A 26,238-nucleotide genomic window follows, 5' to 3' on the forward strand; every position below is an offset into this window, starting at 1 on the left:
CACGCTCTGCCTTTTCCTGCCGAAACGGCAAGAGGAACGATCATGGACCAGAAGAATCCGCTTGTAGCGCGCTATGACGTCGAGGCGATCCGCCGGGACTTTCCGATCCTTTCGAGAGAAGTACACGGCAAGCCGCTCGTCTACCTCGACAATGGTGCATCGGCGCAAAAGCCTCAGAGTGTCATCGACGCTGTGACGCACGCTTATTCCAACGAATATGCCAATGTTCATCGTGGCCTGCATTTTTTGTCGAATGCAGCAACGGATGCCTATGAAAAGTCGCGCGAAACGGTTCGGCGCTTTCTGAATGCCGGTTCGGTGGACGAAATTGTCTTCACGAAGAACGCGACCGAAGCCATCAACACGGTCGCCTATGGTTATGGCATGCCGAATATCGGTGAGGGTGATGAAATCCTCTTGTCGATCATGGAGCATCACTCCAATATCGTGCCATGGCATTTCATTCGTGAACGACAGGGCGCGAAGCTGGTTTTCGCTCCGGTGGACGATGAAGGTATCTTCCACATCGAGGAATTCGAGAAGCGTCTGACGGACCGCACCAAGCTGGTCGCCATCACGCATATGTCGAATGCGCTGGGGACCGTTACGCCGATCAAGAAGATCGTGGAACTTGCCCATGCGCGCGGCATTCCGGTTTTGGTCGATGGCAGTCAGGGTGCTGTGCACCTGCCTGTCGACGTACAGGATCTTGGCTGCGACTGGTATGTCTTTACCGGCCACAAGGTTTACGGACCATCCGGCATCGGCGTCCTCTATGGCCGTTCCGAAATGCTTGAGAAGATGCGTCCTTTCCAGGGCGGCGGCGAGATGATTGAGGAGGTGACGGAAGAAAACGTCACCTACAACCATCCGCCCCATCGCTTCGAAGCGGGCACGCCGCCCATCGTTCAGGCCATTGGTCTTGGCGCTGCGCTTGAATATATGGAAAAGATCGGTCGTCATGCGATCCTCGCTCATGAGGAGGATTTACGTGATTATGCTCATGAGCAGCTTGGCCGGATCAACTCATTGCGTATTTTTGGCAATGCGCCGGACAAGGGAGCAATCATCTCGTTTGCGCTTGAGGGAATTCATGCGCATGACGTATCGATGGTAATCGATCGGGCAGGGGTTGCGGTACGCGCCGGAACACATTGCGCGCAGCCGCTCTTGAAACGCTTCGGCGTCACCTCTACATGCCGTGCATCCTTCGCCCTGTATAATACCCGTGCTGAAGTGGATGCATTGGCGGAAGCCTTGGAAAAGGCAAGGAAGTTTTTCGGATGACCGATATGGAACAGAAAGTTCAGGACAAAGCCGATACCACGCCTGTCGAGGGCGGAGAAAAGGCCGAAGGCAATTCGGTATTTTCCGCTTCTGCCATCCCGCAGGAAGACCTCCTGCGCATGACGGACGACATTATCGCGGCCCTGAAGACGGTTTATGACCCGGAAATTCCGGCCGATATCTACGAGCTTGGCCTCGTCTACAAGATCGACATCGAAGATGATCGCACCGTGAAAATCGAAATGACTCTAACCGCTCCCGGCTGCCCGGTTGCAGGCGAGATGCCGGGCTGGGTTGAGAACGCAGTCAGCGCCGTTGAGGGTGTTTCCATGGTGGAAGTCACGATGACATTCGATCCGCCATGGACGCCGGACCGTATGTCCGAGGAGGCCCAGGTGGCCGTCGGCTGGTATTGAAATCTGACCGAAATAAAAAAATGCGGCTCTTTGGGCCGCATTTTTGATTCCGTAACGGGAAGTGCACTAAAAGCCGGTCGTCTTCGCATAATGCAGGGGCCGCTTCCCGCAACAGGCTTGAAGCAGTCCGACAATGCCTCCCAGCGCCATTGCGGATGAAATAAGGGCTTGTCCGGCGTTGAACGGGAGTGTGCAAATCGCGATCAGCAGCTTCCATAAACGACTGAGAAACTTGAAAGGAACTTGCTTCATCGCCTGTTGCGGGTTTTCGTCGTATCGCAGCGCAAATTCAGTTGCATTATGATCCCGGTTCCTGCGGAAGTGGTAGGAGAGGCTTATCCTGCAACGAGGCACTGTCTCATAGACTATTGCATCCGGAGCCCAGCCTGTTTTCGCACCCAATCTCTTGGCTTTTAGCCAGAGATTCCAGTCTTCCCCCCCAGTCAGCCTCAGTTGCGAATCGAATCGCAAGCCGGTCTTTCGGAAGAAATCGAGCTTGCCCAACCAGCTTCCGGTTGCCACTTTGATGGTATCGCCTCTGTTCTCTTGCCACTTCTTTCGGGCTCTTAGTTCGGCTTTGGTGCTGTTTCTTTCAACACCCGACCAGATCAATCTCTGCCAAAGATTCAATCGCCCTTCTAACGCCTGTGGTCTTACTGGTGATCCGACAATATCGAAATCCAAACGTTGTTGCTCTGCGAACAGTTGTTGCAACCAATCCGGTTTTGCCTGTTCATCATCATCGACAAAAACAAGAAAGTCAGCTCCGATCAGCTTGGCATAATCAAGTGCGCGATTGCGAGCACATGAAATACCGATGTTTGTTTCAAGTGAATAGGTTATGGGGCGCGAGCCGAGCTGAGTTGCGATTTCTTGAAGCCAGATGTCTGAGGTGCTGACCTGATTATTCTCCACAACCAGAAATTCAACATCTACGTTACCTGGGAGGTACAGTTCTGAAAGTGATCGATAAAGATTTATCAGCATTTTTGGGCGATTGCGCGTAACAGTCGCAATAACAATCTTAAATTTTTTCATTTTAAAATCTTCAAATATATAATTTGTTAAAAAAGAAAATTGGAAAATACAGATAAATTAAAAACATATACTAATATAATATTTATTCTTGATGTGATGATGTCAAGAAAAATTAAACTGCCTGTGGGGCAGGGCAGCGATCTCATCAGATACATAAGAAATACGTTAAATGATGCCAGCATATCATGTGTCTGCTGGAAAAGTGGTGCCCCCAGAGAGACTCGAACTCCCGACCCCCTGATTACAAATCAGGTGCTCTACCAACTGAGCTATAAGGGCACTTGCGCCCGATTAGCACAAATGCAGCGCGTGTAAAACGAAAATTCATCGCATGCAGGTCATGGCAACCGGGTTTTTCATGTGATAGCCAATAGCGGGTTGGGGAAACAGTGGCAAACTTGTCAGAGTTGGGCCAGATTCGGGACTGTAAATATGGAAGATAAATCGCTCGCGCTTCATTTTCTGTCATCGGGAACCGAAGAATCACTTGTCGCCCAGAAAGAGCTCGTCGCTCGATATGGCCATGTAGCTGCCGAAGATGCTGATATCATCGTCGCGCTTGGCGGCGATGGAACCATGCTTCAGGCGCTTCGCGATTTTATGAACAGCGGCACGCCGATCTATGGCATGAACCGCGGCTCTGTCGGGTTCCTGATGAATGAGTTCAGCGTGGACGATCTGCCGGAACGTATTCTGGCTGCGCAAATGGAAACCATTCGCCCGCTTGTGATGGTCGCAGAAACGGAATCGGGACAATCTTTCGAGGCTTTGGCCATCAACGAAGTTTCCCTTTTCCGTCAGTCCTATCAGGCCGCCAAGATCAAGATAACGATTGACGGCAAGGTGCGGTTGAACGAACTCGTTTGCGATGGTGTTATGGTCGCGACGCCCGCAGGTTCCACTGCCTATAATCTCTCGGCGCAAGGCCCCATTCTGCCGCTTGAAGCGCCGCTACTGGCGCTGACTCCGGTAAGCCCCTTCCGTCCGCGTCGCTGGGGCGGTGCGCTTCTACCCAAGCACGTGACCGTCCGCATGGATTTGCTGGAAACCGAAAAACGCCCGGTCAATGCGGTCGCTGACAATAACGAAGTCAAGTCGGTGAAGTCTGTAACCGTGCGGGAGGCGCCGAACAGCCAGGTAGCCATTCTCTTTGACCGAAATCATTCCTGGGACGAGCGCATCCTGACAGAGCAGTTCAGGCATTAGTTTTGGCAGATAAGTGGTGCACCGGTTCAGCTAGGCAAATGCTCTTTAGCTTTTGATAATTTGAATAAATTTGTTCAAGTTCCGCATTGATTTCGATTGTTGCAGCACAATCGAAGCAATTTGATACCTTTCGATGGTATTTTAGTTGACTTTTGCACGCTGTGGACGTACGCGATGCTGCAAGAAAACGCATTTTGCGTTGCAGACGCCTTATTCTGCCTTGGTTCCTGCGCCCGATGACGCGGCTGCAATGACAGGATGGGTGGAAATCATTTCCAAACCAGAGAGCTGCGCCTCCATTGACGACATTTGCCGAACTCGGTCTTTCCCCGAAAGTGCTCGCTGCTGTAGAAGCGGCGGGATATTCTGCGCCCACACCTATTCAGGCAGGAGCCATTCCTCCAGCCCTTGAACGCAAAGACGTTCTCGGTATCGCGCAGACGGGAACCGGAAAGACCGCGTCTTTCGTGCTTCCGATGCTCACGCTTCTGGAAAAGGGCCGGGCGCGGGCGCGCATGCCGCGTACGCTCATTCTGGAGCCAACCCGTGAACTCGCAGCGCAGGTCGAGGAAAATTTCGTCAAATACGGTGTGAACCATCGGCTGAACGTGGCCCTTCTGATTGGCGGCGTGTCGTTCGATGAGCAGGAACGCAAGCTGGAACGTGGTGCCGATGTTCTCATCGCAACGCCAGGTCGCCTGCTCGATCATTTCGAACGCGGCAAGCTGCTCCTGACTGGTGTTGAAATTCTCGTCATCGACGAGGCCGACCGTATGCTTGACATGGGTTTCATCCCCGACATCGAGCGCATCTGCAAGCTCATTCCGTTTACGCGTCAGACGCTTTTCTTCTCGGCCACCATGCCGCCGGAAATCACCAAGCTGACCGAACAGTTCCTGCATTCGCCGACGCGCATTGAAGTTGCAAAAGCTTCGTCCACGGCCAAAACCGTGACCCAGCGTCTGGTGAAGTCCAGCAAGAAGGATTGGGACAAGCGCGCGGTTCTGCGCGATCTCATCCGTGCGGAAGGCGACACGCTCAAGAACGCGATCATCTTCTGTAATCGCAAGAAAGATGTATCCGAACTATTCCGCTCGCTGACGCGACACGAGTTCAATGCCGGTGCCTTGCATGGCGATATGGATCAGCGCGCACGCATGACCATGCTGGCGAACTTTAAGGAAGGCAAGCTGCAGTTGCTGGTGGCGTCCGATGTTGCTGCACGCGGTCTCGACATTCCCGATGTGAGCCACGTTTTCAATTTCGACATTCCGATTCATTCGGAAGATTATGTTCATCGCATTGGCCGTACCGGTCGCGCTGGACGTTCCGGCAAGGCATTCACGATCGTGACGCCCTCCGATACGAAGTATCTTGCAGCTATCGAGAATATGATCGGCGAAAAGATCGAATGGCTCGACGGTGATCTGTCGACGCTGCCTGCCGTTGACGAGGCAGACGATCAGCGCAAGGGCAAGAATGCTCGTGGCAAAGGCAAGGATGCCAAGGGCAAGGACAAGCCGAAAGACAAGCCGAAGGCAAAGCCTGCCGAAGTTCTCGATCCTGCCGAACAGCCGCAGCCAGTCATCGAATCCAGCGAGCGCCGCGATGCGATCCGCGCTTCCAATGATGAGCGCCGCGGCAAGCCGCAGCATGAGCAGAAGCGTCGTCGTGATCGTGACGATGACGGCCCGACGCCTGTAGGTTTCGGCAACGATATTCCTGCCTTCATGTTGATTCCAACGGGAATCTGACGGAAGCGGTAGGGAAACGGATCCATCGGCTGCAGGCTAGCGCTTCGCAGCCGATTTCTTTTTTGGCTTGGTTTTCTCGCTCCGCAGGGCTGCATCATAGGCAAGGCGTGCCCAGTGCGTCATCACTTCCGGATCGTCGAACGCTTCGCTTGGCACACTCCAGTAAGGCATGGCAATTGGATCGCCACCCTTACGACCTTCATAGGTCCATTGGGTAGCGCCTGCGTCAATGAAATCGGGGATGGTTACTTCGTCGGCTTTTAAGAGTAACTCGTCGCGGACGACGAGTGCAAAGATCAGGCCTTGGTGATAGATGCCCTTGCCGCCAAACATGCGGCGTATGCTGATGGGGCCGAAGTCCTGCAACAAATCGCGAAGAGCTTCGTCATCCATCGGCGAACACCTTGTCCTGGATCAGGCCGCGCCTTGCATCTGACGAAGGCTCTCCGGCGAGGCGGCTTTGATTTCTACGGATTCGCCGCAACCACAAGCCGATGTCTGGTTTGGATTGTTGAAGACAAAACCCGTGCGCAGCGTCGTCACTTCGAAATCCATCTGGGTGCCGAGCAGGAACAGAACGGCTTCAGGCGCGATGAAAACCTTTGCGTCATCTTTCTCGATCACATCGTCGCCTGCTTTGGCTTCGGTGACGAGATCGATGGTATATTCCATCCCGGCGCAACCGCCTTTTTTTACACCCACCCGGATACCAAGAGCGCCGTCCCGTGATGCGATGATCTCGCGAACGCGATCAGCTGCCTTGTCAGTTAGCGTCATGACTGCGAAACGGCCCATTTTCTCTCTTCCGGTATCGTGCTGGCATATGGACGAAGAATCGTCCAATCATGTCGCAACAGGCTGAGTTTCCTCTGCGTCTGCCACGTTTTCACTATAGTTAGTGTTGTAACATCATTACTGCAATACACCAAATCAGGAGCGTCACTGAAGCGTTCCACAATAAGTTTGCTAGGAAGAGGAGAAGCGAATGTCGAATGACCGGATGAAACCTCTGATGCTGGCTGCTGTGATCGGCATTCTGGGCACGGGGCTGGCAGGCTTTTCGGCTGGAATTGCCCTGGCGCAAAATCCGCCGAAGGCCGCGCCCGAAGAAACACCCAGAAACGTTGAGGAAAAACACGATAAAGCTGCCAAGCCGGTTGAGGAAACGAAACCTTCCGAGCAGACCCAGGATGCAGCCGGAGGCGTAACGGTCCCGGACTATCGTGATGATCGCTCCACACCGCAGGCGCTGATCGAATCCTATTACAATGCAATCAATCGCAAGGAATATACCCGAGCCTATGGCTATTATTCCGAGGAGGGGCGGGAGCCCGACTTCAAGACCTTCGTAAAGGGCTATGAGAACACCAAGAGCGTAAAGGTGGCGCTGCGCAAGACTGATCCGGACCCCGGCGCTGGCCAGATCTACTGGAGCCAGCCGCTGGCCATCGAAGCTGAAACGACAGATGGCAAAAAGGAAGTCTTTACAGGCTGCTACACGATTCATCTCACAAATCCCGGCATGCAGGAGGAACCACCTTTCAAGCCGATGCAGATTATGACGGGGTCGTTGACCAAGTCGCCGCTGGAGCTGGAAAAGAGCGTTCCGGAGACTTGCGAAGCGCCATAAAAAGAATTGGCAGATTGGCTCTTGACCTTACCACGATGGGAAGCCCCATCTTATGGTCAGTCCTATAAGGAGTGACTGAGTTGATGAAGTTTTCCATTCCCAAGATGAAGTGCGGCGGTTGCGCCGATAACATTACCGTCGCGCTGCGCAAGCTTGATGCAACGGCACCAATCGAAATCGATCTCGACAGGAAAGAGGTCGAATTCGGCGGCAATGTTTCGCAGGACGCCGTTCTTTCCGCACTGGCTGCTGCCGGTTATCCGGCATCGAACGCTCAATAATGTGATTTCAGGGGCGCTTGTTTCAAAGTGCTGCGAACGATAGAGCCCATCCCGAAAAGCGTAAACGGTTTCGGGCAGGCCGTGTGTCAAAACAGACACCGAGATGCCGGGAAGCGGAAGCTTTCCGGCGTTTCCATATCCAGATGCTGGTAACAAGAAGCGGGTATCAGTGAGCATAAATGCCGCAAATGCTGTGTTTCATTGACTGGACCCGCGATTTTTGCCACATCAACGGCAAATCTCGTTTATGGTGCTCCAAGTGCGTCCAGAAAAGACGCGCGGGGCTCCAATGGCATGAAACATCGCATTCCGCGACAAGGAAGGGTTTAGGGCTATGGCAGCCGATTTCCAGGATCTTCGCACAAAGATGGTCGACAACCAGATCCGCACGACGGACGTAACCGATCTGGCGGTTATCGATGCTTTCCTGACCGTTCCGCGCGAGGCTTTCGTTCCCGCCGCCCGTCAGGTTCTGGCCTATATCGACGAAGACCAGCTTGTTGAAAGCGAAGGCAAGCAGCCGCGCTACATCATGGAACCTTCGCCTTTCGCCAAACTCGTGCAGCTCGCACGCATCAAGAATACCGACGTGGTTCTCGATGTCGGCTGCGGTACCGGATATTCGGCAGCCATCCTTTCCAAGCTCGCTGGTTCGGTGATCGGTCTGGAAAGTGATTCCGTATTGTCGGCTGCTGCGACGGCCCGTCTCGCTGAATTGGGCTATGACAATGTTGTGATCGTTTCAGGTGAACTGCAGGCAGGCTATCCGTCCGAAGCACCCTATGACGTGATCGTCATTGAGGGCGCCGTCGATTTCATTCCGGACGCACTTCTCGGCCAGTTGAAGGATGGCGGACGCTTGGTCGCCGTCGAGGGCCGCGGGAATGCTGGCGTTGCGCGGATTTACGTTAAAGAAAATGGTGTTGCATCGGGACGCGGTGTGTTCAACACTGCAGTTCGTCCGCTGCCGGGATTCGAGCGCGTTGCGCAGTTCGAATTTTAATTTTAGCGGATGATACAATTCTGCAACGCTGCGGAATTTGTTTGTGCAAGCTCTGGCGGGGGCAATGGAAATAACCGAATTTAGAGGTTATTAGGATTTGCCCGAACCGATCGGTTCGATAGTTGGATTCGTTTGTTCTTAATATGAGGTACCCGGTGTTCAAAACGTGCAAAGGACTGGTAGCGGCCGCAGCATTGTTGTCTGGCACCATTTTAACGGGGCAGGCGGCGTTCTCGGAGACGTTAACCGGCGCTCTCGTGAAGGCCTACAAGAACAATGCTAACCTGAACTACTCCCGCGCTGGCGTCCGCGTTACGGATGAAGGCGTGGCCATTGCCAAATCCGGTTATCGTCCGCAGATTACCGGTTCTTATAACGTAGGGCATGGCAAGACACCTTCAAGTCAGGGATATCGTACGACGGGTACGTTTGGCATCGAGCTGAACCAGATGCTGTTCGATGGGTTTCAAACCAAGAACAATGTCGCCGCCGCAGAAACGCAGGTCTTCGCCCAGCGTGAAAACCTCCGCAACGAAGAGCAAAACCGACTCTACGAGGCGGTAACCGCTTATATGGATGTCTACCAGTCTCGCCAGATCGCGGTTCTGCGAGAGCGCAACCTTGCAGCCCTGAACGAACAGGTTCGCGCTGCTCGCGCTCGCCTCGATGTGGGCGAGGGTACGCGTACGGACGTTGCACAAGCAGACGCCAGCCGTTCGACCGCAGTTGCTGCGCTGAATTCTGCTCGCGCTGACGTCAAATCGGCAGAAGCAACCTATGTGCAGGTGATCGGCGTTCAGCCGGACAAGCTTGCAACTGCAGCGGCGGCAAAGAACCTGCCAAGCTCGCCTAATCAGGCCTTCTCTATTGCGACGGCCGGGCATCCAGGCATTCTCGCCACGCAGTACGCCGTCAATGCCGCTGGATATAATGTGAAGGCCAAGGAAGGCGCTTTGCTTCCGTCCGTCGGTCTCACAGCAAGCGCCAGCCGCCTCGATACTTATTCCGGTGAAGGCGGTTCGCAGACAGACGGCAACTCGGCTTCCATCGGCGTTGGCGTCAGTATTCCGATCTATACTGGTGGTCGCACGTCGGCTCAGGTTCGTCAGTCCAAGGAACAGCTCGGTCAGGCCCGCATCGAAGTCGACGTCGTCCGCGATCAGGTTCGTCAGGCAATCGGATCGGCTTGGTCGCAGCTCGAAGCTGCCCGCGCGTCGGTCAAGGCAAATCGCGATGGTATTTCCGCTGCACAGCTTGCTCTCGATGGCGTCATCGAAGAGCGCAAGGTTGGACAGCGCACGACACTCGACGTCTTGAATGCACAGAATGATCTCATCACGGCGCAGATCGCTCTGGTCGAATCCGAACGCAACGTCGTTGTTGCCAGCTACGCTCTTCTGAATGCCACCGGTCGCATGACCGCCAGCCAGATGGGCTTGCAGGTTGCCGAGTACAAGCCGGAAGAACATTACAAGGCCGTCAAGGACAAGTGGTTCGGCCTCCGCACGCCGGACGGTCGTTGATTATTCGCCGTTGTATGAAACTTGAAAAGGCACCTTCGGGTGCCTTTTGTTTTGCCGTCGTTTCGATATTTGCTGGCACTATCAATTCTTAACAAATCCATAAAGCTGTGAGTTTGAACCGTTGCGCCTTGGCCGGGGATTCTCAAACGGGGGGTCGTCCGCTACCCTTAATCCATTGATTCTCTGTCTTTTGCAGACAATGTCGCAATACAGGAAAGCGGATAGTAGCCATGGCACAGACATCCAGCGCAGCACGTGAACCGTCGATGGAAGAGATTCTCGCTTCCATCCGCAGGATCATTGAAGATAGCGATGTCACCCGGCAGCCAGCACCGGTCGCGGCGGCATCTCCAGTTCGTGGAGAGGTTGCGGAATTCCGTCGCCCAGTCACCGGGCAGCCCGTTGCCCAGCCTGAAAAGCCAGCAATGATGCGCAATGTGTTCCAGGAAGAGCCGATATTGCGCGGCCCCATCAGCGAGCCGTCACAGGTAGCGCCTGAACCGGAAATCGAAGCCGATGACGAGGACGAAGTCATCCTGGATGCCGGGAACGATGATCATTCCCACGCCAAGGCTACTTCACTCCTGGAGCAGTCAGATGAGGCGGATATATCGCTGGATGAAATCGACCTTTCGGTCGAAGCCGGGATTGCCGAAGCAGTTGACGAACTGCTCGAACCTGAACTTGATGCAGAAATGGAACTGGAACCCGCTGCCGCCGAGCCGGAGGCTTCGGTTCAGCCCGAGACCATAGCGCCGATTGCGGAGCCCGTTGCAAAGATGCAGCCTGCTGCCCATATGTTGTCCCAGATCGCCGAACGTCAGGTCGCAGCAGCATTTCAGGACTTGAATCACGCAGTTCGGGCCGAACCGCGCCGTTCGTTTGACGATATAGCAGCGGAACTTCTGCGCCCGATGTTGCAGGACTGGCTCGACAATAATCTGCCGACGCTTGTTGAGCGACTTGTTCGGGAAGAAATCGAGCGCGTGGTTCGCGGCGAACGATAAGCGGCATAAGCCGATCTGTTGAAGTGTTACCCGTCTGTGCAACAGGCGGGTTTTCACTTTTAAAGTGGCCGCAGGGGGCACAATCACTTTTAAAGTGATTTGTCTGCTGTTAGTTGCTATTGAGCCTTCAATCCATTCATCGCGCATAAAGACCGGATAATTCCATGCTTGAGAAGACCTATGACGCCGCGGCGATAGAGCCGAAAATTGCTGAACGCTGGGAAGAAGCGGGTGCATTCAAGGCGGGTGCGGGCGCGAAGCCGGGAGCTGATCCGTTCGCTGTGGTCATTCCGCCGCCGAACGTTACCGGATCGCTGCATATGGGCCACGCGCTCAACAACACGATCCAGGACATCATGGTTCGCTTCGAGCGCATGCGCGGCAAGAACGTGCTGTGGCAGCCGGGCATGGACCATGCGGGCATTGCAACGCAGATGGTTGTCGAGCGCCAGCTGGCTGAACGGCAGGAACCAAACCGTCATGCCATGGGCCGTGAGAAGTTCATCGAACGGATCTGGCAGTGGAAGGCTGAATCCGGCGGCATGATTTCCAACCAGCTCCGCCGTCTTGGTGCCTCGTGCGACTGGTCGCGCGAGCGCTTCACCATGGACGAAGGGCTGTCGCGCGCGGTTCTGGAAGTTTTCGTTTCGCTCTACAAGCAGAATCTCATCTATCGCGACAAGCGCCTGGTTAACTGGGACCCGAAGCTGCTGACGGCGATTTCCGACATTGAGGTGGAGTCGCGTGAAACGAAAGGCCATCTCTGGCATTTCCGTTATCCGCTTGAAAATGTCCCGTTCGATCCGGAAAACCCGCATACCTATATCGTCGTTGCGACGACCCGTCCGGAAACCATGCTGGGCGATACAGGTGTTGCGGTCAATCCGAAGGATGAACGCTACCACGCTCTGGTTGGAAATGACGTCGTGCTGCCGCTTGTCGGTCGTCATATTCCGATTGTTGCCGACGATTATGCTGATCCGGAAGCCGGTTCCGGCGCCGTCAAGATCACGCCTGCGCATGACTTCAACGATTTCGAGGTCGGCAAGCGCAATGATCTGCGCGCCATCAATATTCTGACGCCTGCGGCGGCAGTTACCCTCAAGGACAATAATGATTTCCTCGAAGGTCTCCAGCTGACGCCGGAGCTCAAGGCGCTTATCGCCGAGCTGGACGGTCAGGATCGCTTTGCTGTTCGCAAGCGCATCGTCGAATTGATGGACGAACGCGGCTACTTGGAAAAGATCGAGGATCATACGCATGCCGTTCCGCATGGTGATCGCGGCGGCGTTCCGATCGAACCTTATCTAACCGACCAGTGGTATGTAAACGCTGCCGAACTTGCCAAGCCTGCAATGGCGGCTGTTCGCAACGGCACCACGCAGATCGTCCCGAAGAACTGGGAAAAGACATATTTCGACTGGATGGAAAACATTCAGCCGTGGTGTGTCTCGCGCCAGCTCTGGTGGGGACACCAGATTCCGGCCTGGTACGGCCCGGACGGCAAATGCTTCGTCGAAAAGAGCGAAGAGGAAGCAAAGGCTTCCGCACGCGCTCACTATGGCGAAGATGTTGTACTGGAGCGTGATACCGACGTTCTCGACACATGGTTCTCATCGGCACTATGGCCGTTTTCGACGCTCGGCTGGCCGGACAAGACGCCGGAACTTGCAACCTATTATCCAACCAGCGTTCTGGTTACGGGTTTCGACATTCTGTTCTTCTGGGTCGCCCGCATGATGATGATGGGCCTCCATTTCATGGAGGAGATCCCGTTCCACACGGTCTATTTGCATGCTCTGGTTCGCGACAAGCACGGCGCGAAAATGTCGAAGTCGAAGGGCAACGTCATCGATCCGCTGGAGCTGATGGATGAGTATGGCGCCGACGCGCTGCGGTTCACCCTTGCAATCATGGCTGCACAGGGCCGTGACGTTAAGCTCGATCCGGCGCGTATTGCGGGTTATCGCAATTTCGGCACCAAGCTCTGGAACGCGACGCGCTTTGCCCAGATGAATGGCGTGAAGCTCGACGCTGGTTTCAAGCCGGAAAACGCCAAGCTTGCCGTCAATCGCTGGATTCTGACGGAGCTGACCAAGGCAACGCGCGCCGTCACTGAAGGCATCGACGCCTACCGCTTCAACGAAGCTGCGGGCGCTGCCTACCGCTTTGTCTGGAACCAGTTCTGCGATTGGTATCTGGAATTGCTGAAGCCGATATTCATGGGTGACGATGAGGCTGCGAAGGCTGAAGCTCAGGCCACGGCAGCTTATTGCCTCGATCAGATCTACAAGCTCCTGCATCCCTTCATGCCTTTCATGACGGAAGAGCTCTGGACCTTGACCGCAGGCGAGGGGCAGACGCGCGATACGGTGCTGGCGCTTGCAGCCTGGCCGGAACTGTCGTTCGAGGACGAGGAAGCAGCGACCGATATCAACTGGCTGGTTGATCTCGTCACCGGAATTCGTTCGGTTCGCGCAGAAATGAACGTTCCGGCAGGTGCAATTGCTCCGGTTGTCGTACTGGATGCCAATGCGGCAAGCGTTGATCGTTTTGCCCGTCACGACGCAGCGATCAAACGTCTTGCGCGCGTCGAAAGTGTTTCGTTTGAAGCGCAGGCGCCCAAGGGCTCGGCACAGATGCTGCTGGGTGAGGCGACCATTTGTATCCCGCTCGGCAATCTGATCGACCTCAAGGCCGAATCTGCACGCCTCGCCAAGGAAGCTGGCAAGATTGCCGCCGAAATGGACCGTATCGAGAAGAAGCTCTCCAACGAGAAATTCGTTGCAAATGCGCGCGAAGAAGTCGTTGAAGCAGAGCGTGAACGACTGATCGAGCTCAAAGAAGCGGCGCAGCGTGTGGCAACTGCTGAGTCACGCATACGTGATGCAGGCTGATTTGACCTAACGTCAGAAAGCGTCCTGCTTCCGAATCAAACACCCGGCCGCGTGCATTTCACGACCGGGTGTTTTTTATGCACAATGATAGAACTTCGGAGCGTTTCAATGGCTGGAGCGTTTGATCGAACTCCAATTTCGATTGTTTTTCCGCAATGTTGCGCTTTCGCAACAAGGCGAAAAATGGGCCGAAAAAGGGCCAATTTAGGCATGTTTCGCCATGTGCTTGGTTGAATTCCTCTAATGAAATGGTGAGGTACTTGATGTTTTAGCCATTTTCGACGGATGTGTCGAAAATCCGACGGTGCTAATCCAAGTTAGTGGGTCTTGCGGCCTGAATCCTTCCTGATTTACGTTTTCGTCAACGTTAATACTGATGCTCTGTGGGAGGACATTTATGAGTGTACAGCGCGTGAAAATGGCAGGAATGATCGCAGCTCTCCTCGGGAGCGCGGTTGCCGCCAATGCAGGTGGCTTCGAGCGCAGCTCACAGGATTTCGATATTCTTTTCGAAAAAGGCAATGCAGTCGAAGCTGGCGGTACCTTCGTAGCGCCACAGCGCAAGCTGAAGAACATTCACGGTTCAGCGATTGGAGATGCTCCTCCGCCCAGAGGCACAGGTGGGATTAACCCAATTACCCGACAGCCGTATGAAACAGAAGTAGATGAGGCCAAAAGCTACTGGGTTCCTAAAGCTTCTGCAAAGTTCGACCTGACTGACGATCTTGCCTGCGCGGCGCAATATCGCCAACCTTGGGGTATCGAAACCGATGTTGGCACCAGCACCGTTCGTATGTTCACGGCTATCGAGCAGAAGATTTCTTCGAACGACTACGGCGTGAATTGTTCGTATCGTTTTGCGGCTGGTGAAAAAAGCTATTTCCGTATTCTCGGCGGCGTAAGCTATCAGGAGCTCAAAGGGGAGCAGACCAAGATGGTTCCTCCCGGTTCCGCTTTCGGCGGCTCGTTTCGCATTGCGTCGCTGGATGTTGAAGACGAGGCTGTAGGTTGGCGCCTTGGTGCGGCCTATGAAATTCCTGAATATGCAATGCGTGCCACGCTCGTCTATCAGTCAAAGGTCAAATACGATCTCGAAGGCACGATTGATAATCTCGCACTCAATCCGCTCACGGGTCGCGGCATACCAATTAATGTCGAAAGTGACGTCGCGACACCTCAGTCGGTGGAATTCAAGTTTCAGACCGGTATTGCTCCTGACTGGCTCGCATTTGGTTCGGTGAAGTGGACTGATTGGTCCAGCATTGAATCGGTGGACTTCGTGTCCGCTGATAGCAAAGTCGCTCCGCAGGGGACAAAAATCACCAGCTTGAACCTATATTATCAAGATGGCTGGACAGTGAGCGGTGGTGTTGGGCACAAGTTCAATGACCAGTGGTCGACTGCTGCAACTGTTACCTGGGATCGCGGCACCAGCACGGGCCTGACTTCCCAGACAGATATCTGGCTCTTTGGTCTGGGCACGAATTACAAGCCGAACGATCAATTTGAGGTACGTCTGGCTGGCGCTGCTGGCTGGCTTTCCTCGGGTGAGCTCGACGACACCGTCGTCGCCGGTAAATCGAGCCCGACCGGTTCCAAGGGCGAATTCGGCAACGATTTCGTCGGTGCGCTTTCGCTGACTGCCAAAGTGAAGTTCTAAGCTTAGGATACTAATAAAAAAGCCCGGCATCGATGCCGGGCTTTTTTGTTTGGGAAGGTGTGTTGATCACTGTTCCAGACGCGCGAGCAATGAAGACGTATCCCAGCGTTTGCCGCCAATCTTCTGCACTTCTTTATAGAACTGATCCACAAGCGCTGTGACAGGCAGAAGCGCGCCATTACGGTCGGCTTCCTCCAGGCAGATGCCAAGGTCCTTGCGCATCCAGTCAACGGCAAAGCCGAAATCATATTTGCCCTGATTCATGGTGCCGGACCGGTTTTCCATCTGCCACGAGCCAGCCGCGCCTTTCGAGATCACCGAAATCAGTTTTTCGATGTCGAGGCCGGCTTTCTTGCCGAAGTGAATACCTTCGGCCAGCCCCTGAACGAGACCGGCAATGCAAATCTGGTTGACCATCTTGGAAAGCTGGCCGGAGCCGACCGGCCCCATGAGGCCAACCATGCGCGCATAAGCATCGATAATTGGCCGGGCACGCTCAAACACGGCTTCCGGTGCGCCGACCATGACAGTCAGCACACCGTTCTCAGCGCCAGCCTGTCCGCCGGAGACGGGGGCGTCGATGAAATGGAAACCGAGCTTTTGCGCTTCGGCATCCAGTTCGCGAGCGACTTCCGCAGATGCGGTCGTGTTGTCGATGAAAATCGCGTCCTTCTTCATGGTTGAGAAGGCGCCATCCGGGCCGATGGTCACAGAACGGAGATCGTCGTCATTGCCAACGCAGGCGAAGACAAAGTCTGCATCGCGCACGGCTTCGGCAGGTGTCGCGGCAAAGCTGCCACCGAATTCCTTGGCCCATTTTTCGGCCTTTGCCGTCGTACGGTTATAAACCGTGACATCGTGACCGCCCTTGTTCTTGAGGTGGGCTGCCATGGGATATCCCATGACACCCAGGCCCAGAAAGGAGACTTTAGCGGGTGTCGTCATTCGTTCATTCCTCTGGATAATTCTAAAATCAGGTGAGAGGCGTCATAACGGCCGCCTGATAGGCTGGGCGCTGCTTGAGACGGCCATACCAGTCTTCAAGGTGCGGAAGAGAAGGGCGCTCAATCGGAAACTCAAACCAGGCATAGGCATAGCATCCGGTGGGAATATCGCCGATACCGAAGTTCTCGCCCGAAAACCACGGCGCTTCCTTCAAGCCTTCATTGGCAATCTGCATCGATTGCGCAAGACCCTGAAGACTTTGTTCCAGAAGGGCTGGATTGCGTTCGGCTTCTGGCAATCGGATCAAGTGTTTCATCACGTTGCTGAAATTGGTGTAGAAGGATGAGGACGCCCAATCCATCCACTTTTCGGCCTGCGCACGCTTGGCCGCGTCTTCGATCCACAGCGTCTCCTTGCCGTAAGCTGCTGCAAGATAACGCGTGATGGTGTTGGATTCCCACAGCACTGTGCCGCCATCTTCCAGCAAGGGGATCAGCCCATTCGGATTGCGGGCAAGGTAGGCCGGGTCTTTCAGTCCGCCGAACTGGCCGCCGACATCGATCTGTTCATAGTCGAGATTAAGTTCGCGCGCTGTCCAGAGCGCCTTCTTCACATTGGTGGAATTGATACGACCCCAGATTTTCAGCATGACTCAACCTGTTACATTACTGTTGGAAGCTGCATTCTAAACAGATCGCCCCCGGAAGCCGCAAGGCTGCCGAGGGCGATATTTCGAGTTTTTGCGGTTCAGGGATTTCTAGAGCGCGTTGCGTTTAATGGAATTCATAGCGCTCGCTCTAGATTCTTTTAATTGCCGCATGTTCGCGAACGCTAAATGAATCCATTTAGCTGCGACATGCTTTAGCGAACGAGATGCCGGGTGAGGCGTCGCTCAAGAAAGTCCCAGATGTGCCGCAGGCATTCTACGATCAGCAAATAGATGACCGCAGCCCAGAGATAAGTCTGGAAGTCGAATGTCCGAGAATAGGCACGGCGCGTTTCACCCATCAGATCAAGCACGGTGATGATAGCCACGATAGCCGATCCCTTGATCATCAGGATGATTTCATTGCCGTAAGGACGCAATGCCACGATAAGTGCCTGCGGAAGAATAACCTTCCAGAAGGTTACGCGCTTGGAAATACCAAGTGCCGCAGCACCTTCCCATTGGCCCTGAGCCACGCTCTGGATAGCGCCGCGCAGGATTTCAGCCTGATAGGCTGCCGTGTTGAGCGAAAACGCCAGAATGGCGCAGTTCCACGCATCGCGGAAAAACACCCAGAGCCCGATGCTTTCAAGAAACGGACGGAAAGTGCCAAAGCCGTAATAGATAAGGAATGTCTGCGCCAGCAGCGGCGTGCCGCGGAAGAAATAGACATAGCCGAAAGCTATTCCGCGCAGCCACCGATTATTGGACATGCGCGCAGCCGTGATGGGCAGCGAGAGCAGGGCGCCTATGACAATCGATACGGCAACCAGTTTCAGCGTTATCAGAAGCCCGGACCAATAGCGTGGTCCATAGGTTTCAAACAGATCGATACGCCATGCATTGTAGAGATAGATCGCAAGGCCAGCGAACAGAAGAAACCAGAGAGCGACGATGATATGGCCGGCAACGCGCATCCGCGTCCATTGCCTGACCACTGGCGGCGGAGCCATAGCGGGAATAGTCGTATTGGAGACCGTCTGGCTCATATCATGCACCTCGCGAACGGTTGGCGCCCGCATCGGCCCAGCGGGCAATGCGATCGATGAAGTAGGAGGAGATGATTGCGAGAACCAGATAGAGCAGGCAGGCTATGCCGAAGAACAGAAACGGTTCCTTGGTCACACGTGCCGCAATGGAGGTCTGCCGCAGAATATCGGACAAAGTGATGACCGAAACCAGCGACGTATCCTTGAGCAAAACAAGCCACAGATTGGCAAGGCCGGGCAGGGCGATGCGGATCAATTGGGGCAGGATGACCTTGCGCATGGTCTGCCAGTGCGACAGGCCAACCGCATATCCGCCTTCATATTGCCCGCGCGGGATCGCACGGAATGCCGAAAGGAAGACCTCGCTCGAATAGGACGAGAAGACGAAACCCAGCGCGACCATACCCGCGCCGAACGCATTGATTTCGACATTGGCCTCAATACCAAACAGACTCAAAAGCCGCTGAAGGCCGAGCGATGCGCCGAAATAAACGAGAAAGAGGGTTAGAAGCTCGGGCAAGCCACGGAAGATCGTGGTGTAAATGTTTGAAGCGAGCCTAATCGATGGTTCGCTGGATTGTTTGCCGATGGCAACCAGAAAACCCAAAGCAAGACCGACGGGAAGTGTAGCGAGAGCCAGCGAGACGGTAACCAGAAGGCCCCAGGCAATACTTGCGCCCCAACCGTCGGGACCGAAACTCAACAAAGTGGCGTAGTGTTCCATGCGCCTATTCTTTTTCCTTAAGGCATTTGCCTATCTTTTTATCGCCTGCGAGAACTGGCCCGGCAAGGCTTTGTGCGGCATGCCCGTACAAATGTTTTGCGCCGATTTGCGGGAAAGCAAACCGGCGCATAGGTGTCAGTTTTGATTAATTTTCGGCGCCGTAAGCATCGAAGTCAAAGTACTTGTCGTTGACTTCCTTGTACTTGCCGTTCGCGCGGATCGCCTTGATGGCCGCGTTGAACTTTTCAACCAGCTCCGGACGGCCCTTCTTGAACGCAACGCCAGCGCCCGGACCATGGATTTCGATAACCGGCGGGAAGGTGCCGACCATCTTGCAGCATGCGCCATCAGGCGTCTTCAGCCATTCGGCCAGCGTCACGCTATCGTCGTTGACGGCGTCGAGGCGACCATTGGCGAGATCGAGACGATATTCCTCAGCGGTCGGATAAGCCTTGATCGTGCTGTCGGTAAAGGTCTTTTCCGAATAGTTGGCGTGCGTCGTGGAAACCTGAACGCCAATGGTTTTGCCAGCGAGGTCTTCCTTGGTCACACCCTTGATGTCGGTGTCCTTCGGAGCGGCAATGCCGGGAGGCGTGTTGTAATATTTGTTGGAGAAGTCAACCTGCTTCTTACGCTCGTCCGTGATGGACATGGAGGCGATGAAGGCATCGAACTTGCCAGCCTGAAGGGCGGGAATGGCGCCGTCCCATTCCTGGGTGACGAATTCGCACTGCGCCTTCATTTCATCGCAAAGCGCCTTGGCAATATCGACGTCGAAGCCCGAGAGGGTGCCGTCCGGCTTGATGAAGTTGAAGGGAGGATAGGCGCCTTCGGTGCCGATCTTGAGCTTGAGCTGCTCTTCTGCATTTGCAACACCGGCAGTCATGCTGCCGATTGTGATTGCCAGCGCAGCAACAGATGCCGCAGCGGCGATACGCTTGAATACGCGCATTTTTAGTCCTCTCGTTTTGTTCTGGCTGGTTCCCTGATTATTTCTTCTGGTTCAGCCGCTTAAGGGGTAGTCACGACCGTGAAACTTTAAATTGCACGTTTGGTAGTGGTTTCCCCCGGCCACTACCAATAGATGGTTGAGCCGATCATGCGCAATATTTTTTCGCGCTTCCATCCCCACCATCAAATCTGACAACGATATTCCCACCATTTTGAGACGATTGGCAAGATGGTCTACGTAATTAAATTGTGTCTCTCAAGGGTGGATTTCTCGGCGTTTTCAGCAGAGCTTTGCCAGAGTATGGGGAATTGTTTCGTAAAATAGGGTAATTATAGAGAATCTCTCAAAGACCCATCTGACCTTCGATGAAATCGGCTATTTGCTCGATATCGTCAATGCCGAACACCGGCACGTTTTCGCCGGGTTGGGGCTGGTCGCTGGCAATGGCGACAATGGCAGGATCGTCGGTCGAGAGCGGTGGTCCGGCACGGCCAGCTTCGCGACGCAGTTCGATTTTCTTGTGCGTCTCGCGTTTGTAGCCTTCGACAAGAATCAGATCGCAAGGCGCCAGCTTGGCCGCAATCTCCCACAGAGAAGGTTCTTCCTCGCCCAAGCCTTCGTGCATGATTGCGTAGCGTTGCGACGAGACGATAGCCACCTCTGCTGCTCCGGCCTTTCGATGACGCCAGGAATCGGTGCCTTCATGGTCGATATCGAAATTATGATGGGCATGCTTGATGGTGGCGATGCGGTATCCGCGTGCCGTAAGACATGCCACCAGACGTTCGGTCATCGTCGTCTTGCCGGAGTTTTTCCAGCCTGTGATGCCGAACAGTTTCTGGTTCATTCCATTGCCTCAGCCAGTATTCGGGCGGCAACGAGGTCGTCGGGCCGGTTGATGTTGAAGAACGGATCATATGTTTCGGGACTATCGCCAACGAAGGCAAGCGGAAAATCGACGGTCTCAAACCCGATCTGCTCGGCAAATGCGAAGACGCTGGCCCTGCTGGTGCCGGCGAGCCAGGCCGCGAGTTCGTCGGCCAGCCCAGTTTCCCACAGGCCAAAAATCGGATGGACCCGGTTACGGGAACTGGCGAGAACGACGCGCGCTCCGGTTTCGTTCCGACGTGAAAGAAGGCGGCCAGTGAGGTCGTGGGGCAGGAATGGCGTATCCGCAGCTGTCGTCAGCAGCAGCGAGGCTCCCTGCGCCTGCGTCAGCGCAGTCAGAATGCCGACCAGCGGACCGCCATGCTTCGTGGGCAGGTCCTTGATCACCGACACGCCGAGATCAGTCAGGCGGGGATCATCGCTATTCGCATTGATGACCAGAGTGTCGACCTGCGGTTTGATCCTTCTGGCGACGTGGGAAATGATGGTGCCAGTGCTGCCGAGAGGCTGAAGGAATTTGTCACCTGCAACGCCGCCTTCCTGCATGCGGCTTGAAAGCCCTCCTGCGATGATGGCGCCTGCAATCATGATGGTTCCACGCCGGTCGGGATCGTCGCAAGCGTGCTCTTGTTGCGCTCCCGCTTCTTCAGCACATTCTCGCGATAAACCATATAGACGCCGCTCCCGACCACCAGAATCGATCCCGCTATCATATACATGTCAGGCGCTTCGCCAAAAACCAGCGTGCTGAGGCCGATTGCCCATAGCAGGCTGGAATAGCGGAACGGTGACACGAACGACACCTCACCCTCGCGCATGGCAAGAATGATGAAGTGATATCCGACGAGAAGGAGAACTGCCGCGACGGCTGCAGCACCAATTACGGTTATTCCAACGGGCTGCCACCCGCCTAAAGGAGCGGTCAGCGCACCGCCGGTCAGCGTTATGGCAATCGACGTCACGGTGGAGAGAAAGAGCGTAGGTACGTGCTTGGGCACGCGGCGGGTGGCAATGTCCCGCGTGGCGGCAAAACCTACGCTGGCAAGAAGGACTGCAATGGCAACAAGGCTTGCAGCGCCATCTGTTCCCGGTCGGATGATGATGAGAACCCCGACAAGGCCGACAAGAATACAGGACCAGCGGCGCCAGCCCACTTTTTCCTTGAGGAACAGTGCTGCTCCCAGCGTGACGACGAGCGGCGTTGCCTGAAAGACAGCCGAACAGAATGCCTGTGAGAGATGACCGAGGGAATAAATATAGGTGATTGTGGCGACAACTTCCCCCGCAACACGCAAGACGGTCATCTTTTCTAGCGAAAGACTGCGCAATGCGCCATGGCGCCAGGCCAGCAAACCGATCAGAACCGTTGCGAATATGCCTCGGATCAGCATGTACTGTCCGCTGTTCATCTCGGTCAGGAGGTATTTTGTGATCGTATCGCCGATGGTAAAGGTCCCCATGGCGAGAAGCATGAAAATACTTGCGCGAAAATTTGCTGACTGCGGCACGATACAGAATCCAGTTTAGGCACTAAGCCATGCAACTGCATACCGTTTTAAAGTCGATCTCGCGACAATTATTTCAGGCCGTCAGCTTTTTTAAGTATAAACGGCTCAGCCGCCGGTAAGACTCATGTGGCGAGCGACCGCAGGGCGATTGTGATCGCGGTCAATGATGAAATCATGGCCTTTCGGCTTGCGCGAAATAGCTTCATCAATGGCCTGGTTGAGCAGCAGGTCGCTTTCGCTTTCCCGCAAGGCCTTGCGCAGATCGGCATCATCGTTCTGGCCGAGGCACATATAGAGCATGCCGGTGCAGGTAAGCCGGACGCGGTTGCAACTTTCGCAGAAATTATGCGTCATCGGCGTGATGAAACCGAGCCGGCCACCCGTTTCGGCAATCGTCACATAGCGTGCAGGGCCGCCAGTGCGGTAAGGAATGTCGGATAGCGTGAATTGCTGCGAGAGGTCCTCGCGCACCTGCGAGAGCGGCAGATATTGATCGGTGCGGTCAAACTCGATTTCGCCCATGGGCATCGTTTCGATAAGCGTCATATCCATGCCGCGGCCATGCGCCCAGCGGATCAGCTCGGGAATCTCATGGTCGTTGAAATCCTTCAACGCGACCGCATTGATCTTTACGCTGATGCCGGCACGCTGTGCAGCTTCGATGCCTTCAAGAACGCGAGCGAGGTCGCCCCAGCGGGTAATCTGATGAAATTTTTCAGGATCGAGCGTATCCAGCGAGACGTTGATACGTCGTATCCCGCATTCCGCGAGTTCTTCGGCAAAGCGCGAAAGCTGCGATCCGTTCGTGGTGAGAGTCAATTCATCCAGCGCACCTGATTTCAGATGACGCGAAAGCTGCCGGATCAGGTGCATGATATTCTTGCGCACCAATGGTTCGCCACCGGTCAGGCGCAGTTTCCTGACACCCTTTTCGATAAAGGCGGTGCAGAGCCGGTCCAGTTCCTCAAGCGTCAGCAGGTCCTTCTTGGGCAGGAACGTCATATGTTCCGCCATGCAATAGGTGCAGCGGAAATCACAGCGATCCGTCACTGAAACGCGAAGATAGGTAATGGCACGCCCGAAAGGATCAATCATGGGTCCAGTCGGGGAAACAAGTGGCCGGGCTTGGTTTGTGTACATCATTAAGCCGTTGTTTCCACAGGATGCGGAGGAATATCCGCGTCATCTGACTAGAAATAGGATCTGCGAGCCTCAATGTCCAGTTTCACGCGCGCGAAGCTCTTTCAATAATACCCGCGACTATTGCGATATTTTAACGCGGGGCCTATCAAAAGCTGACAAAGAACCAAGCTGGAGAATGGTGATGAGTGAGGTCTGGCCGACTGAGTTGCGTGTTTCGCACGACCGCAAACTGCTGACTGTGGCGTTCGACGATGGCCAGAAATTCGAGCTGACCGCCGAGCTGTTGCGTGTTCTGTCGCCTTCGGCAGAAGTGCAGGGGCATTCGCCGGAACAGCGCATAACGGTCGGTGGCAAGCGAAATGTCGAAATCATGAAGATGGAGCCAGTCGGCAATTACGCCGTCCGCATAACATTCGACGATATGCACGATACCGGCCTGTTTTCGTGGACCTATCTTCACAAGCTCGGCACGGAGAAGGACAGCTTGTGGCAAACCTATCTCGATGAGCTTGCCGAAAAAGGCCTGAAGCGGGATCGTTGATCCCACCTGCCGGTCATTCTTTCTCCAGCATTTCGGATATGCGGCGCATCACATCGCCCATCGCGTTGCACTGCGCGTTCGTCGATTGCGCCATGACGCGGTCGATCAGGTCGGTATAGATCGTCAGCGCATGTCCCAGAAGCTTTTCGCCCTTGGCGGTTAGCGTCAGTCGCATCACACGCTTGTCTGCCGGGTCGCCCTCGCGCACCAGCAAGCCGCGCTTTTCAAGCTTTGGTAGCAGCATTGTGATGTTCGAACGCCCGACGAGAATGCGGCGCGCAAGATCATGCTGGGATTCACCGGGATGACGATAAATATTCATCAGCACATCGAGATCGGCGATCTTGAGATCGAAAGCCGACAGCCCCTGGGCGAGGGCGCGTTCCACCGCTTTGCCGGCACGCGCAACAGCAATCCAGTTCTTGAAGCGTGGATTGTCCCACGGCAGTTTTTGAGTCTTGTCTTGCATTTTGTTCATTCTTGTACAATTATTTGTTCAGGATTGAACATAATTGAGGCCCTGTCATGACATCGATTTCTTTGCAGGTTACGCGATTCGGTCTGGGTGTGCTTGGCCGCATTGATGCCGACAAGGCAGGTCGCGCCGCGTTCAGGATTTTCTGTCGAACGCCAAGCCGCAAGCCGAAGACCAAGGCCTATGCCGCGCGGCTTGAACAGGCGAGCAACGAACTCAGCCGGGCAAAGCGGCTCGATCTGATTATAGATCGCGGACTTATCGCCACCTATCAGTTCGAACCGGACAGCTATGTGGGAAGAACGTCGCTCGTCGTCCATGGCTGGGGATCACGCACTGCGGATATGATGACGATCATTCGCGAGCTTGTTGCGCGTGGCGAACGGGTTGTTGCCATCGATCTGCCAGGGCATGGCGCATCGGCAGGCCGCACCCTCAACATGATACAGGCCATCGCCGCCGTCGATGTTGCGTGGCGCCAGTATGGCCCGTTCGATGCGATGATCGGCCACTCGTTCGGCGGGGCGGTCATCGTCAATGCCGCAGCGGGTTCTCTTGGGTGCTACCAGTCACATCGCCCGGCAAAGCTGGTGACCATTGCTTCCCCGCACTCCATGGCAGGCGTCTTTGACGGTTTCGGCAAAATGCTTGGGCTCGGTCGTGATGTGCGCAACGCAATGAAGGAACAAGTCCGTTATATCGCAGCGCGCCCGATCACGGATTTCGACACCGATGTTCATTTGCGGCGTATGACCATTCCAACGCTGGTTATCCATGCGCATGACGACAAGGAAGTGCCCGCCATCTGCGCGGAAATGGCCGGTAAGGCAGGCTCTCATGTCAAGGTGCACTGGGCCGATGGCCTTGGGCATCGCCGCATCATCGCAAGCGCCGACGTGGCATCGCTCGTGGCGGAATATCTTGATGATACCCCGAGGTTAAGGCTGGTTGCCTGATTATGCGTTGGGGAAAACCAGTTTCTCCCAGGCAGCCATGGCGCCCAATGCCGTTGCTGTAAGGTCTTGGCGCGTTCCGCCATCGCGCGCGAGAATGGACATGCCGTTCTGGACTGTCGCATAAAAGGTTGCGACCGCTCCGCAATTGACGGATGCAGCAATATCTCCATCACGAATGCCGCGCTCGAGCCGCTTTTTCAGGGTTTCTATATTGGTCTGGCGGCGATTGCGCAGCACGCCGCAAACCTTGTCGCTTGACTGCGTCCGATGCAGCGCATCCAGCGCAATCATGCAGCCCCGCGGCACGGATTCCTCACAATAGGCGTCTATCGTGGCAAGCAGAAAGCGCTCGAAAGCTGCGCGAACATCAGCCGTTTCATCCAGTGTCGACCAGATTTCAACGCCGATTTCACCAGCGTACAGGGTAAGGGCTTGAAGATAGAGTTCTTCCTTGCTGCCGAATGCCGCATAGAGGCTTGGCGCATTGATGCCCATAGCCGTCGTTAGATCGGCCAGCGACGATCCGTCGAAGCCTTTTTCCCAAAATATAAGCATCGCAGCACGAAGCGCTGTTTCGCGGTCGAAGCTGCGGGGCCTTCCTTTTTCTGCCACGTGCAAACCTTTCTGTATCGATCATTAAATAAATCGCTTGACGGTTCTGTGCAAGCCTGTCAGCAATTATGTATCAATCGATACAGAAAGGAAATGG

27 protein-coding genes and 1 tRNA gene are annotated in these 26,238 nt (G+C 54.9%); 13 read left to right on the forward strand and 15 right to left on the reverse strand.

The features are described from left to right. The first annotated feature begins 42 nt into the window (after nucleotides 1-42). Nucleotides 43-1,287, forward strand: a complete 1,245-nt coding sequence (locus tag F9K91_RS07120) for a cysteine desulfurase (protein WP_151555014.1) — start codon at nucleotides 43-45, stop codon at nucleotides 1,285-1,287. Continuing rightward, a complete protein-coding gene (locus F9K91_RS07125; protein WP_151555013.1) occupies nucleotides 1,284-1,703 on the forward strand; it encodes an SUF system Fe-S cluster assembly protein in 420 nt (139 codons plus the stop codon). The genes F9K91_RS07120 and F9K91_RS07125 overlap by 4 nt, the downstream gene beginning before the upstream one ends. A gap of 66 nt (nucleotides 1,704-1,769) precedes the next feature. On the opposite strand, the gene F9K91_RS07130 is transcribed toward F9K91_RS07125, so the two are convergent. Both F9K91_RS07130 and F9K91_RS07135 read right to left on the reverse strand, forming a co-directional pair. After that, nucleotides 1,770-2,741, reverse strand: coding sequence for a glycosyltransferase family 2 protein (locus F9K91_RS07130; RefSeq protein WP_151555012.1), 972 nt, complete (start codon nucleotides 2,739-2,741; stop codon nucleotides 1,770-1,772). Between the two features lie 203 nt (nucleotides 2,742-2,944). Beyond that, nucleotides 2,945-3,020: transfer RNA gene (locus F9K91_RS07135), tRNA-Thr, on the reverse strand. A 153-nt stretch (nucleotides 3,021-3,173) separates the two neighbouring features. On the opposite strand from F9K91_RS07135, the gene F9K91_RS07140 reads away from it, so the two are divergent. Next, nucleotides 3,174-3,947: an NAD kinase gene (locus F9K91_RS07140; RefSeq protein WP_061346383.1), complete on the forward strand. Its 774-nt coding sequence runs from the start codon at nucleotides 3,174-3,176 to the stop codon at nucleotides 3,945-3,947. A gap of 299 nt (nucleotides 3,948-4,246) precedes the next feature. Beyond that, nucleotides 4,247-5,701, forward strand: coding sequence for a DEAD/DEAH box helicase (locus tag F9K91_RS07145; protein ID WP_151677513.1), 1,455 nt, complete (start codon nucleotides 4,247-4,249; stop codon nucleotides 5,699-5,701). A 36-nt stretch (nucleotides 5,702-5,737) separates the two neighbouring features. Here the strand turns inward: F9K91_RS07145 and F9K91_RS07150 are convergent, their stop codons facing one another. Both F9K91_RS07150 and sufA read right to left on the reverse strand, forming a co-directional pair. Continuing rightward, nucleotides 5,738-6,094: a TfoX/Sxy family protein gene (locus tag F9K91_RS07150; protein WP_061346381.1), complete on the reverse strand. Its 357-nt coding sequence runs from the start codon at nucleotides 6,092-6,094 to the stop codon at nucleotides 5,738-5,740. 21 nt (nucleotides 6,095-6,115) lie between these two features. Then, a complete protein-coding gene (gene sufA, locus F9K91_RS07155; protein WP_109988210.1) occupies nucleotides 6,116-6,496 on the reverse strand; it encodes a Fe-S cluster assembly scaffold SufA in 381 nt (126 codons plus the stop codon). Between the two features lie 190 nt (nucleotides 6,497-6,686). On the opposite strand from sufA, the gene F9K91_RS07160 reads away from it, so the two are divergent. The 7 genes from F9K91_RS07160 to F9K91_RS07190 all read left to right on the forward strand — a co-directional run bounded on the left by F9K91_RS07160 (nucleotide 6,687) and on the right by F9K91_RS07190 (nucleotide 15,702). Beyond that, on the forward strand, nucleotides 6,687-7,331 hold the full coding sequence (locus F9K91_RS07160; protein WP_151555010.1) for a hypothetical protein: 645 nt from the start codon (nucleotides 6,687-6,689) through the stop codon (nucleotides 7,329-7,331). Between the two features lie 80 nt (nucleotides 7,332-7,411). Next, nucleotides 7,412-7,612: a heavy-metal-associated domain-containing protein gene (locus F9K91_RS07165; RefSeq protein ID WP_109988208.1), complete on the forward strand. Its 201-nt coding sequence runs from the start codon at nucleotides 7,412-7,414 to the stop codon at nucleotides 7,610-7,612. A gap of 334 nt (nucleotides 7,613-7,946) precedes the next feature. Next, nucleotides 7,947-8,615 (forward strand): protein-L-isoaspartate O-methyltransferase family protein, encoded by a 669-nt coding sequence (locus F9K91_RS07170; RefSeq protein WP_151677514.1) that lies wholly within the window; start codon nucleotides 7,947-7,949, stop codon nucleotides 8,613-8,615. A gap of 143 nt (nucleotides 8,616-8,758) precedes the next feature. Next, a complete protein-coding gene (locus tag F9K91_RS07175; RefSeq protein ID WP_151555008.1) occupies nucleotides 8,759-10,138 on the forward strand; it encodes a TolC family outer membrane protein in 1,380 nt (459 codons plus the stop codon). 230 nt (nucleotides 10,139-10,368) lie between these two features. After that, nucleotides 10,369-11,145: a PopZ family protein gene (locus tag F9K91_RS07180; RefSeq protein ID WP_151555007.1), complete on the forward strand. Its 777-nt coding sequence runs from the start codon at nucleotides 10,369-10,371 to the stop codon at nucleotides 11,143-11,145. Nucleotides 11,146-11,309: 164 nt separating this feature from the next. Next, nucleotides 11,310-14,042, forward strand: coding sequence for a valine--tRNA ligase (locus F9K91_RS07185; protein ID WP_151555006.1), 2,733 nt, complete (start codon nucleotides 11,310-11,312; stop codon nucleotides 14,040-14,042). 427 nt (nucleotides 14,043-14,469) lie between these two features. Next, the gene (locus tag F9K91_RS07190; protein ID WP_268878387.1) at nucleotides 14,470-15,702 is read left to right on the forward strand and encodes an OmpP1/FadL family transporter; all 1,233 of its coding nucleotides are present in this window, start codon (nucleotides 14,470-14,472) and stop codon (nucleotides 15,700-15,702) included. A 66-nt stretch (nucleotides 15,703-15,768) separates the two neighbouring features. Here F9K91_RS07190 and F9K91_RS07195 read toward each other — a convergent pair whose 3' ends face one another. The 9 genes from F9K91_RS07195 to moaA form a co-directional block, all read right to left on the reverse strand. Beyond that, nucleotides 15,769-16,647 carry an NAD(P)-dependent oxidoreductase gene (locus F9K91_RS07195; protein WP_151555005.1) on the reverse strand — a complete coding sequence of 293 codons (879 nt, stop codon included), beginning with the start codon at nucleotides 16,645-16,647 and terminating at the stop codon, nucleotides 15,769-15,771. 28 nt (nucleotides 16,648-16,675) lie between these two features. Next, nucleotides 16,676-17,296, reverse strand: coding sequence for a glutathione S-transferase family protein (locus F9K91_RS07200; RefSeq protein ID WP_151555004.1), 621 nt, complete (start codon nucleotides 17,294-17,296; stop codon nucleotides 16,676-16,678). 212 nt (nucleotides 17,297-17,508) lie between these two features. Next, on the reverse strand, nucleotides 17,509-18,342 hold the full coding sequence (locus F9K91_RS07205) for an ABC transporter permease (RefSeq protein WP_151555003.1): 834 nt from the start codon (nucleotides 18,340-18,342) through the stop codon (nucleotides 17,509-17,511). Between the two features lies 1 nt (nucleotide 18,343). Further along, nucleotides 18,344-19,066 (reverse strand): ABC transporter permease, encoded by a 723-nt coding sequence (locus tag F9K91_RS07210; RefSeq protein WP_061346370.1) that lies wholly within the window; start codon nucleotides 19,064-19,066, stop codon nucleotides 18,344-18,346. Nucleotides 19,067-19,211: 145 nt separating this feature from the next. Further along, a complete protein-coding gene (locus F9K91_RS07215) occupies nucleotides 19,212-20,018 on the reverse strand; it encodes an ABC transporter substrate-binding protein (RefSeq protein ID WP_109988200.1) in 807 nt (268 codons plus the stop codon). A gap of 343 nt (nucleotides 20,019-20,361) precedes the next feature. Continuing rightward, nucleotides 20,362-20,865, reverse strand: a complete 504-nt coding sequence (gene mobB, locus F9K91_RS07220) for a molybdopterin-guanine dinucleotide biosynthesis protein B (RefSeq protein ID WP_151555002.1) — start codon at nucleotides 20,863-20,865, stop codon at nucleotides 20,362-20,364. Further along, nucleotides 20,862-21,494 (reverse strand): molybdenum cofactor guanylyltransferase, encoded by a 633-nt coding sequence (gene mobA / locus F9K91_RS07225; protein ID WP_151555001.1) that lies wholly within the window; start codon nucleotides 21,492-21,494, stop codon nucleotides 20,862-20,864. Before mobA ends, mobB begins: the two co-directional genes overlap by 4 nt. Continuing rightward, a complete protein-coding gene (locus F9K91_RS07230) occupies nucleotides 21,491-22,378 on the reverse strand; it encodes a DMT family transporter (RefSeq protein ID WP_151555032.1) in 888 nt (295 codons plus the stop codon). Before F9K91_RS07230 ends, mobA begins: the two co-directional genes overlap by 4 nt. A 141-nt stretch (nucleotides 22,379-22,519) precedes the next feature. Next, on the reverse strand, nucleotides 22,520-23,509 hold the full coding sequence (gene moaA, locus F9K91_RS07235; RefSeq protein ID WP_235912810.1) for a GTP 3',8-cyclase MoaA: 990 nt from the start codon (nucleotides 23,507-23,509) through the stop codon (nucleotides 22,520-22,522). A gap of 229 nt (nucleotides 23,510-23,738) precedes the next feature. On the opposite strand from moaA, the gene F9K91_RS07240 reads away from it, so the two are divergent. Next, the gene (locus tag F9K91_RS07240) at nucleotides 23,739-24,098 is read left to right on the forward strand and encodes a gamma-butyrobetaine hydroxylase family protein (protein WP_061346364.1); all 360 of its coding nucleotides are present in this window, start codon (nucleotides 23,739-23,741) and stop codon (nucleotides 24,096-24,098) included. A gap of 13 nt (nucleotides 24,099-24,111) precedes the next feature. Here F9K91_RS07240 and F9K91_RS07245 read toward each other — a convergent pair whose 3' ends face one another. Next, nucleotides 24,112-24,576 (reverse strand): MarR family winged helix-turn-helix transcriptional regulator, encoded by a 465-nt coding sequence (locus F9K91_RS07245; RefSeq protein WP_061346363.1) that lies wholly within the window; start codon nucleotides 24,574-24,576, stop codon nucleotides 24,112-24,114. A 47-nt stretch (nucleotides 24,577-24,623) separates the two neighbouring features. Here F9K91_RS07245 and F9K91_RS07250 point away from each other — a divergent pair, with 47 nt between their 5' ends. Further along, complete coding sequence (locus F9K91_RS07250; RefSeq protein WP_151555000.1) at nucleotides 24,624-25,529, forward strand: alpha/beta fold hydrolase; 906 nt, start codon at nucleotides 24,624-24,626, stop codon at nucleotides 25,527-25,529. On the opposite strand, the gene F9K91_RS07255 is transcribed toward F9K91_RS07250, so the two are convergent. Next, nucleotides 25,530-26,141 carry a TetR/AcrR family transcriptional regulator gene (locus F9K91_RS07255; protein WP_151554999.1) on the reverse strand — a complete coding sequence of 204 codons (612 nt, stop codon included), beginning with the start codon at nucleotides 26,139-26,141 and terminating at the stop codon, nucleotides 25,530-25,532. It lies immediately after the preceding gene. Nucleotides 26,142-26,238 lie beyond the last annotated feature (97 nt).

The sequence above is a fragment of the Brucella tritici genome, assembly GCF_008932295.1.
Classification (GTDB): domain Bacteria; phylum Pseudomonadota; class Alphaproteobacteria; order Rhizobiales; family Rhizobiaceae; genus Brucella; species Brucella tritici.

Bases quoted from the DNA above. Each gene is read 5' to 3' on its own strand.
- F9K91_RS07140 (WP_061346383.1), top strand. From the start codon at position 3,174: ATGGAAGATAAATCGCTCGCGCTTCATTTTCTGTCATCGGGAACCGAA.
- F9K91_RS07200 (WP_151555004.1), bottom strand. From the start codon at position 17,296: ATGCTGAAAATCTGGGGTCGTATCAATTCCACCAATGTGAAGAAGGCG.
- F9K91_RS07210 (WP_061346370.1), bottom strand. From the start codon at position 19,066: ATGGAACACTACGCCACTTTGTTGAGTTTCGGTCCCGACGGTTGGGGC.
- sufA (WP_109988210.1), bottom strand. From the start codon at position 6,496: ATGGGCCGTTTCGCAGTCATGACGCTAACTGACAAGGCAGCTGATCGC.
- F9K91_RS07150 (WP_061346381.1), bottom strand. From the start codon at position 6,094: ATGGATGACGAAGCTCTTCGCGATTTGTTGCAGGACTTCGGCCCCATC.
- F9K91_RS07195 (WP_151555005.1), bottom strand. From the start codon at position 16,647: ATGACGACACCCGCTAAAGTCTCCTTTCTGGGCCTGGGTGTCATGGGA.
- F9K91_RS07245 (WP_061346363.1), bottom strand. From the start codon at position 24,576: ATGAACAAAATGCAAGACAAGACTCAAAAACTGCCGTGGGACAATCCA.
- F9K91_RS07230 (WP_151555032.1), bottom strand. From the start codon at position 22,378: ATGCTTCTCGCCATGGGGACCTTTACCATCGGCGATACGATCACAAAA.
- F9K91_RS07185 (WP_151555006.1), top strand. From the start codon at position 11,310: ATGCTTGAGAAGACCTATGACGCCGCGGCGATAGAGCCGAAAATTGCT.
- mobA (WP_151555001.1), bottom strand. From the start codon at position 21,494: ATGATTGCAGGCGCCATCATCGCAGGAGGGCTTTCAAGCCGCATGCAG.
- F9K91_RS07215 (WP_109988200.1), bottom strand. From the start codon at position 20,018: ATGCGCGTATTCAAGCGTATCGCCGCTGCGGCATCTGTTGCTGCGCTG.
- F9K91_RS07175 (WP_151555008.1), top strand. From the start codon at position 8,759: ATGAGGTACCCGGTGTTCAAAACGTGCAAAGGACTGGTAGCGGCCGCA.
- mobB (WP_151555002.1), bottom strand. From the start codon at position 20,865: ATGAACCAGAAACTGTTCGGCATCACAGGCTGGAAAAACTCCGGCAAG.
- F9K91_RS07160 (WP_151555010.1), top strand. From the start codon at position 6,687: ATGTCGAATGACCGGATGAAACCTCTGATGCTGGCTGCTGTGATCGGC.
- F9K91_RS07250 (WP_151555000.1), top strand. From the start codon at position 24,624: ATGACATCGATTTCTTTGCAGGTTACGCGATTCGGTCTGGGTGTGCTT.
- F9K91_RS07125 (WP_151555013.1), top strand. From the start codon at position 1,284: ATGACCGATATGGAACAGAAAGTTCAGGACAAAGCCGATACCACGCCT.
- F9K91_RS07205 (WP_151555003.1), bottom strand. From the start codon at position 18,342: ATGAGCCAGACGGTCTCCAATACGACTATTCCCGCTATGGCTCCGCCG.
- moaA (WP_235912810.1), bottom strand. From the start codon at position 23,509: ATGATTGATCCTTTCGGGCGTGCCATTACCTATCTTCGCGTTTCAGTG.
- F9K91_RS07170 (WP_151677514.1), top strand. From the start codon at position 7,947: ATGGCAGCCGATTTCCAGGATCTTCGCACAAAGATGGTCGACAACCAG.
- F9K91_RS07120 (WP_151555014.1), top strand. From the start codon at position 43: ATGGACCAGAAGAATCCGCTTGTAGCGCGCTATGACGTCGAGGCGATC.
- F9K91_RS07130 (WP_151555012.1), bottom strand. From the start codon at position 2,741: ATGAAAAAATTTAAGATTGTTATTGCGACTGTTACGCGCAATCGCCCA.
- F9K91_RS07240 (WP_061346364.1), top strand. From the start codon at position 23,739: ATGAGTGAGGTCTGGCCGACTGAGTTGCGTGTTTCGCACGACCGCAAA.
- F9K91_RS07180 (WP_151555007.1), top strand. From the start codon at position 10,369: ATGGCACAGACATCCAGCGCAGCACGTGAACCGTCGATGGAAGAGATT.
- F9K91_RS07190 (WP_268878387.1), top strand. From the start codon at position 14,470: ATGATCGCAGCTCTCCTCGGGAGCGCGGTTGCCGCCAATGCAGGTGGC.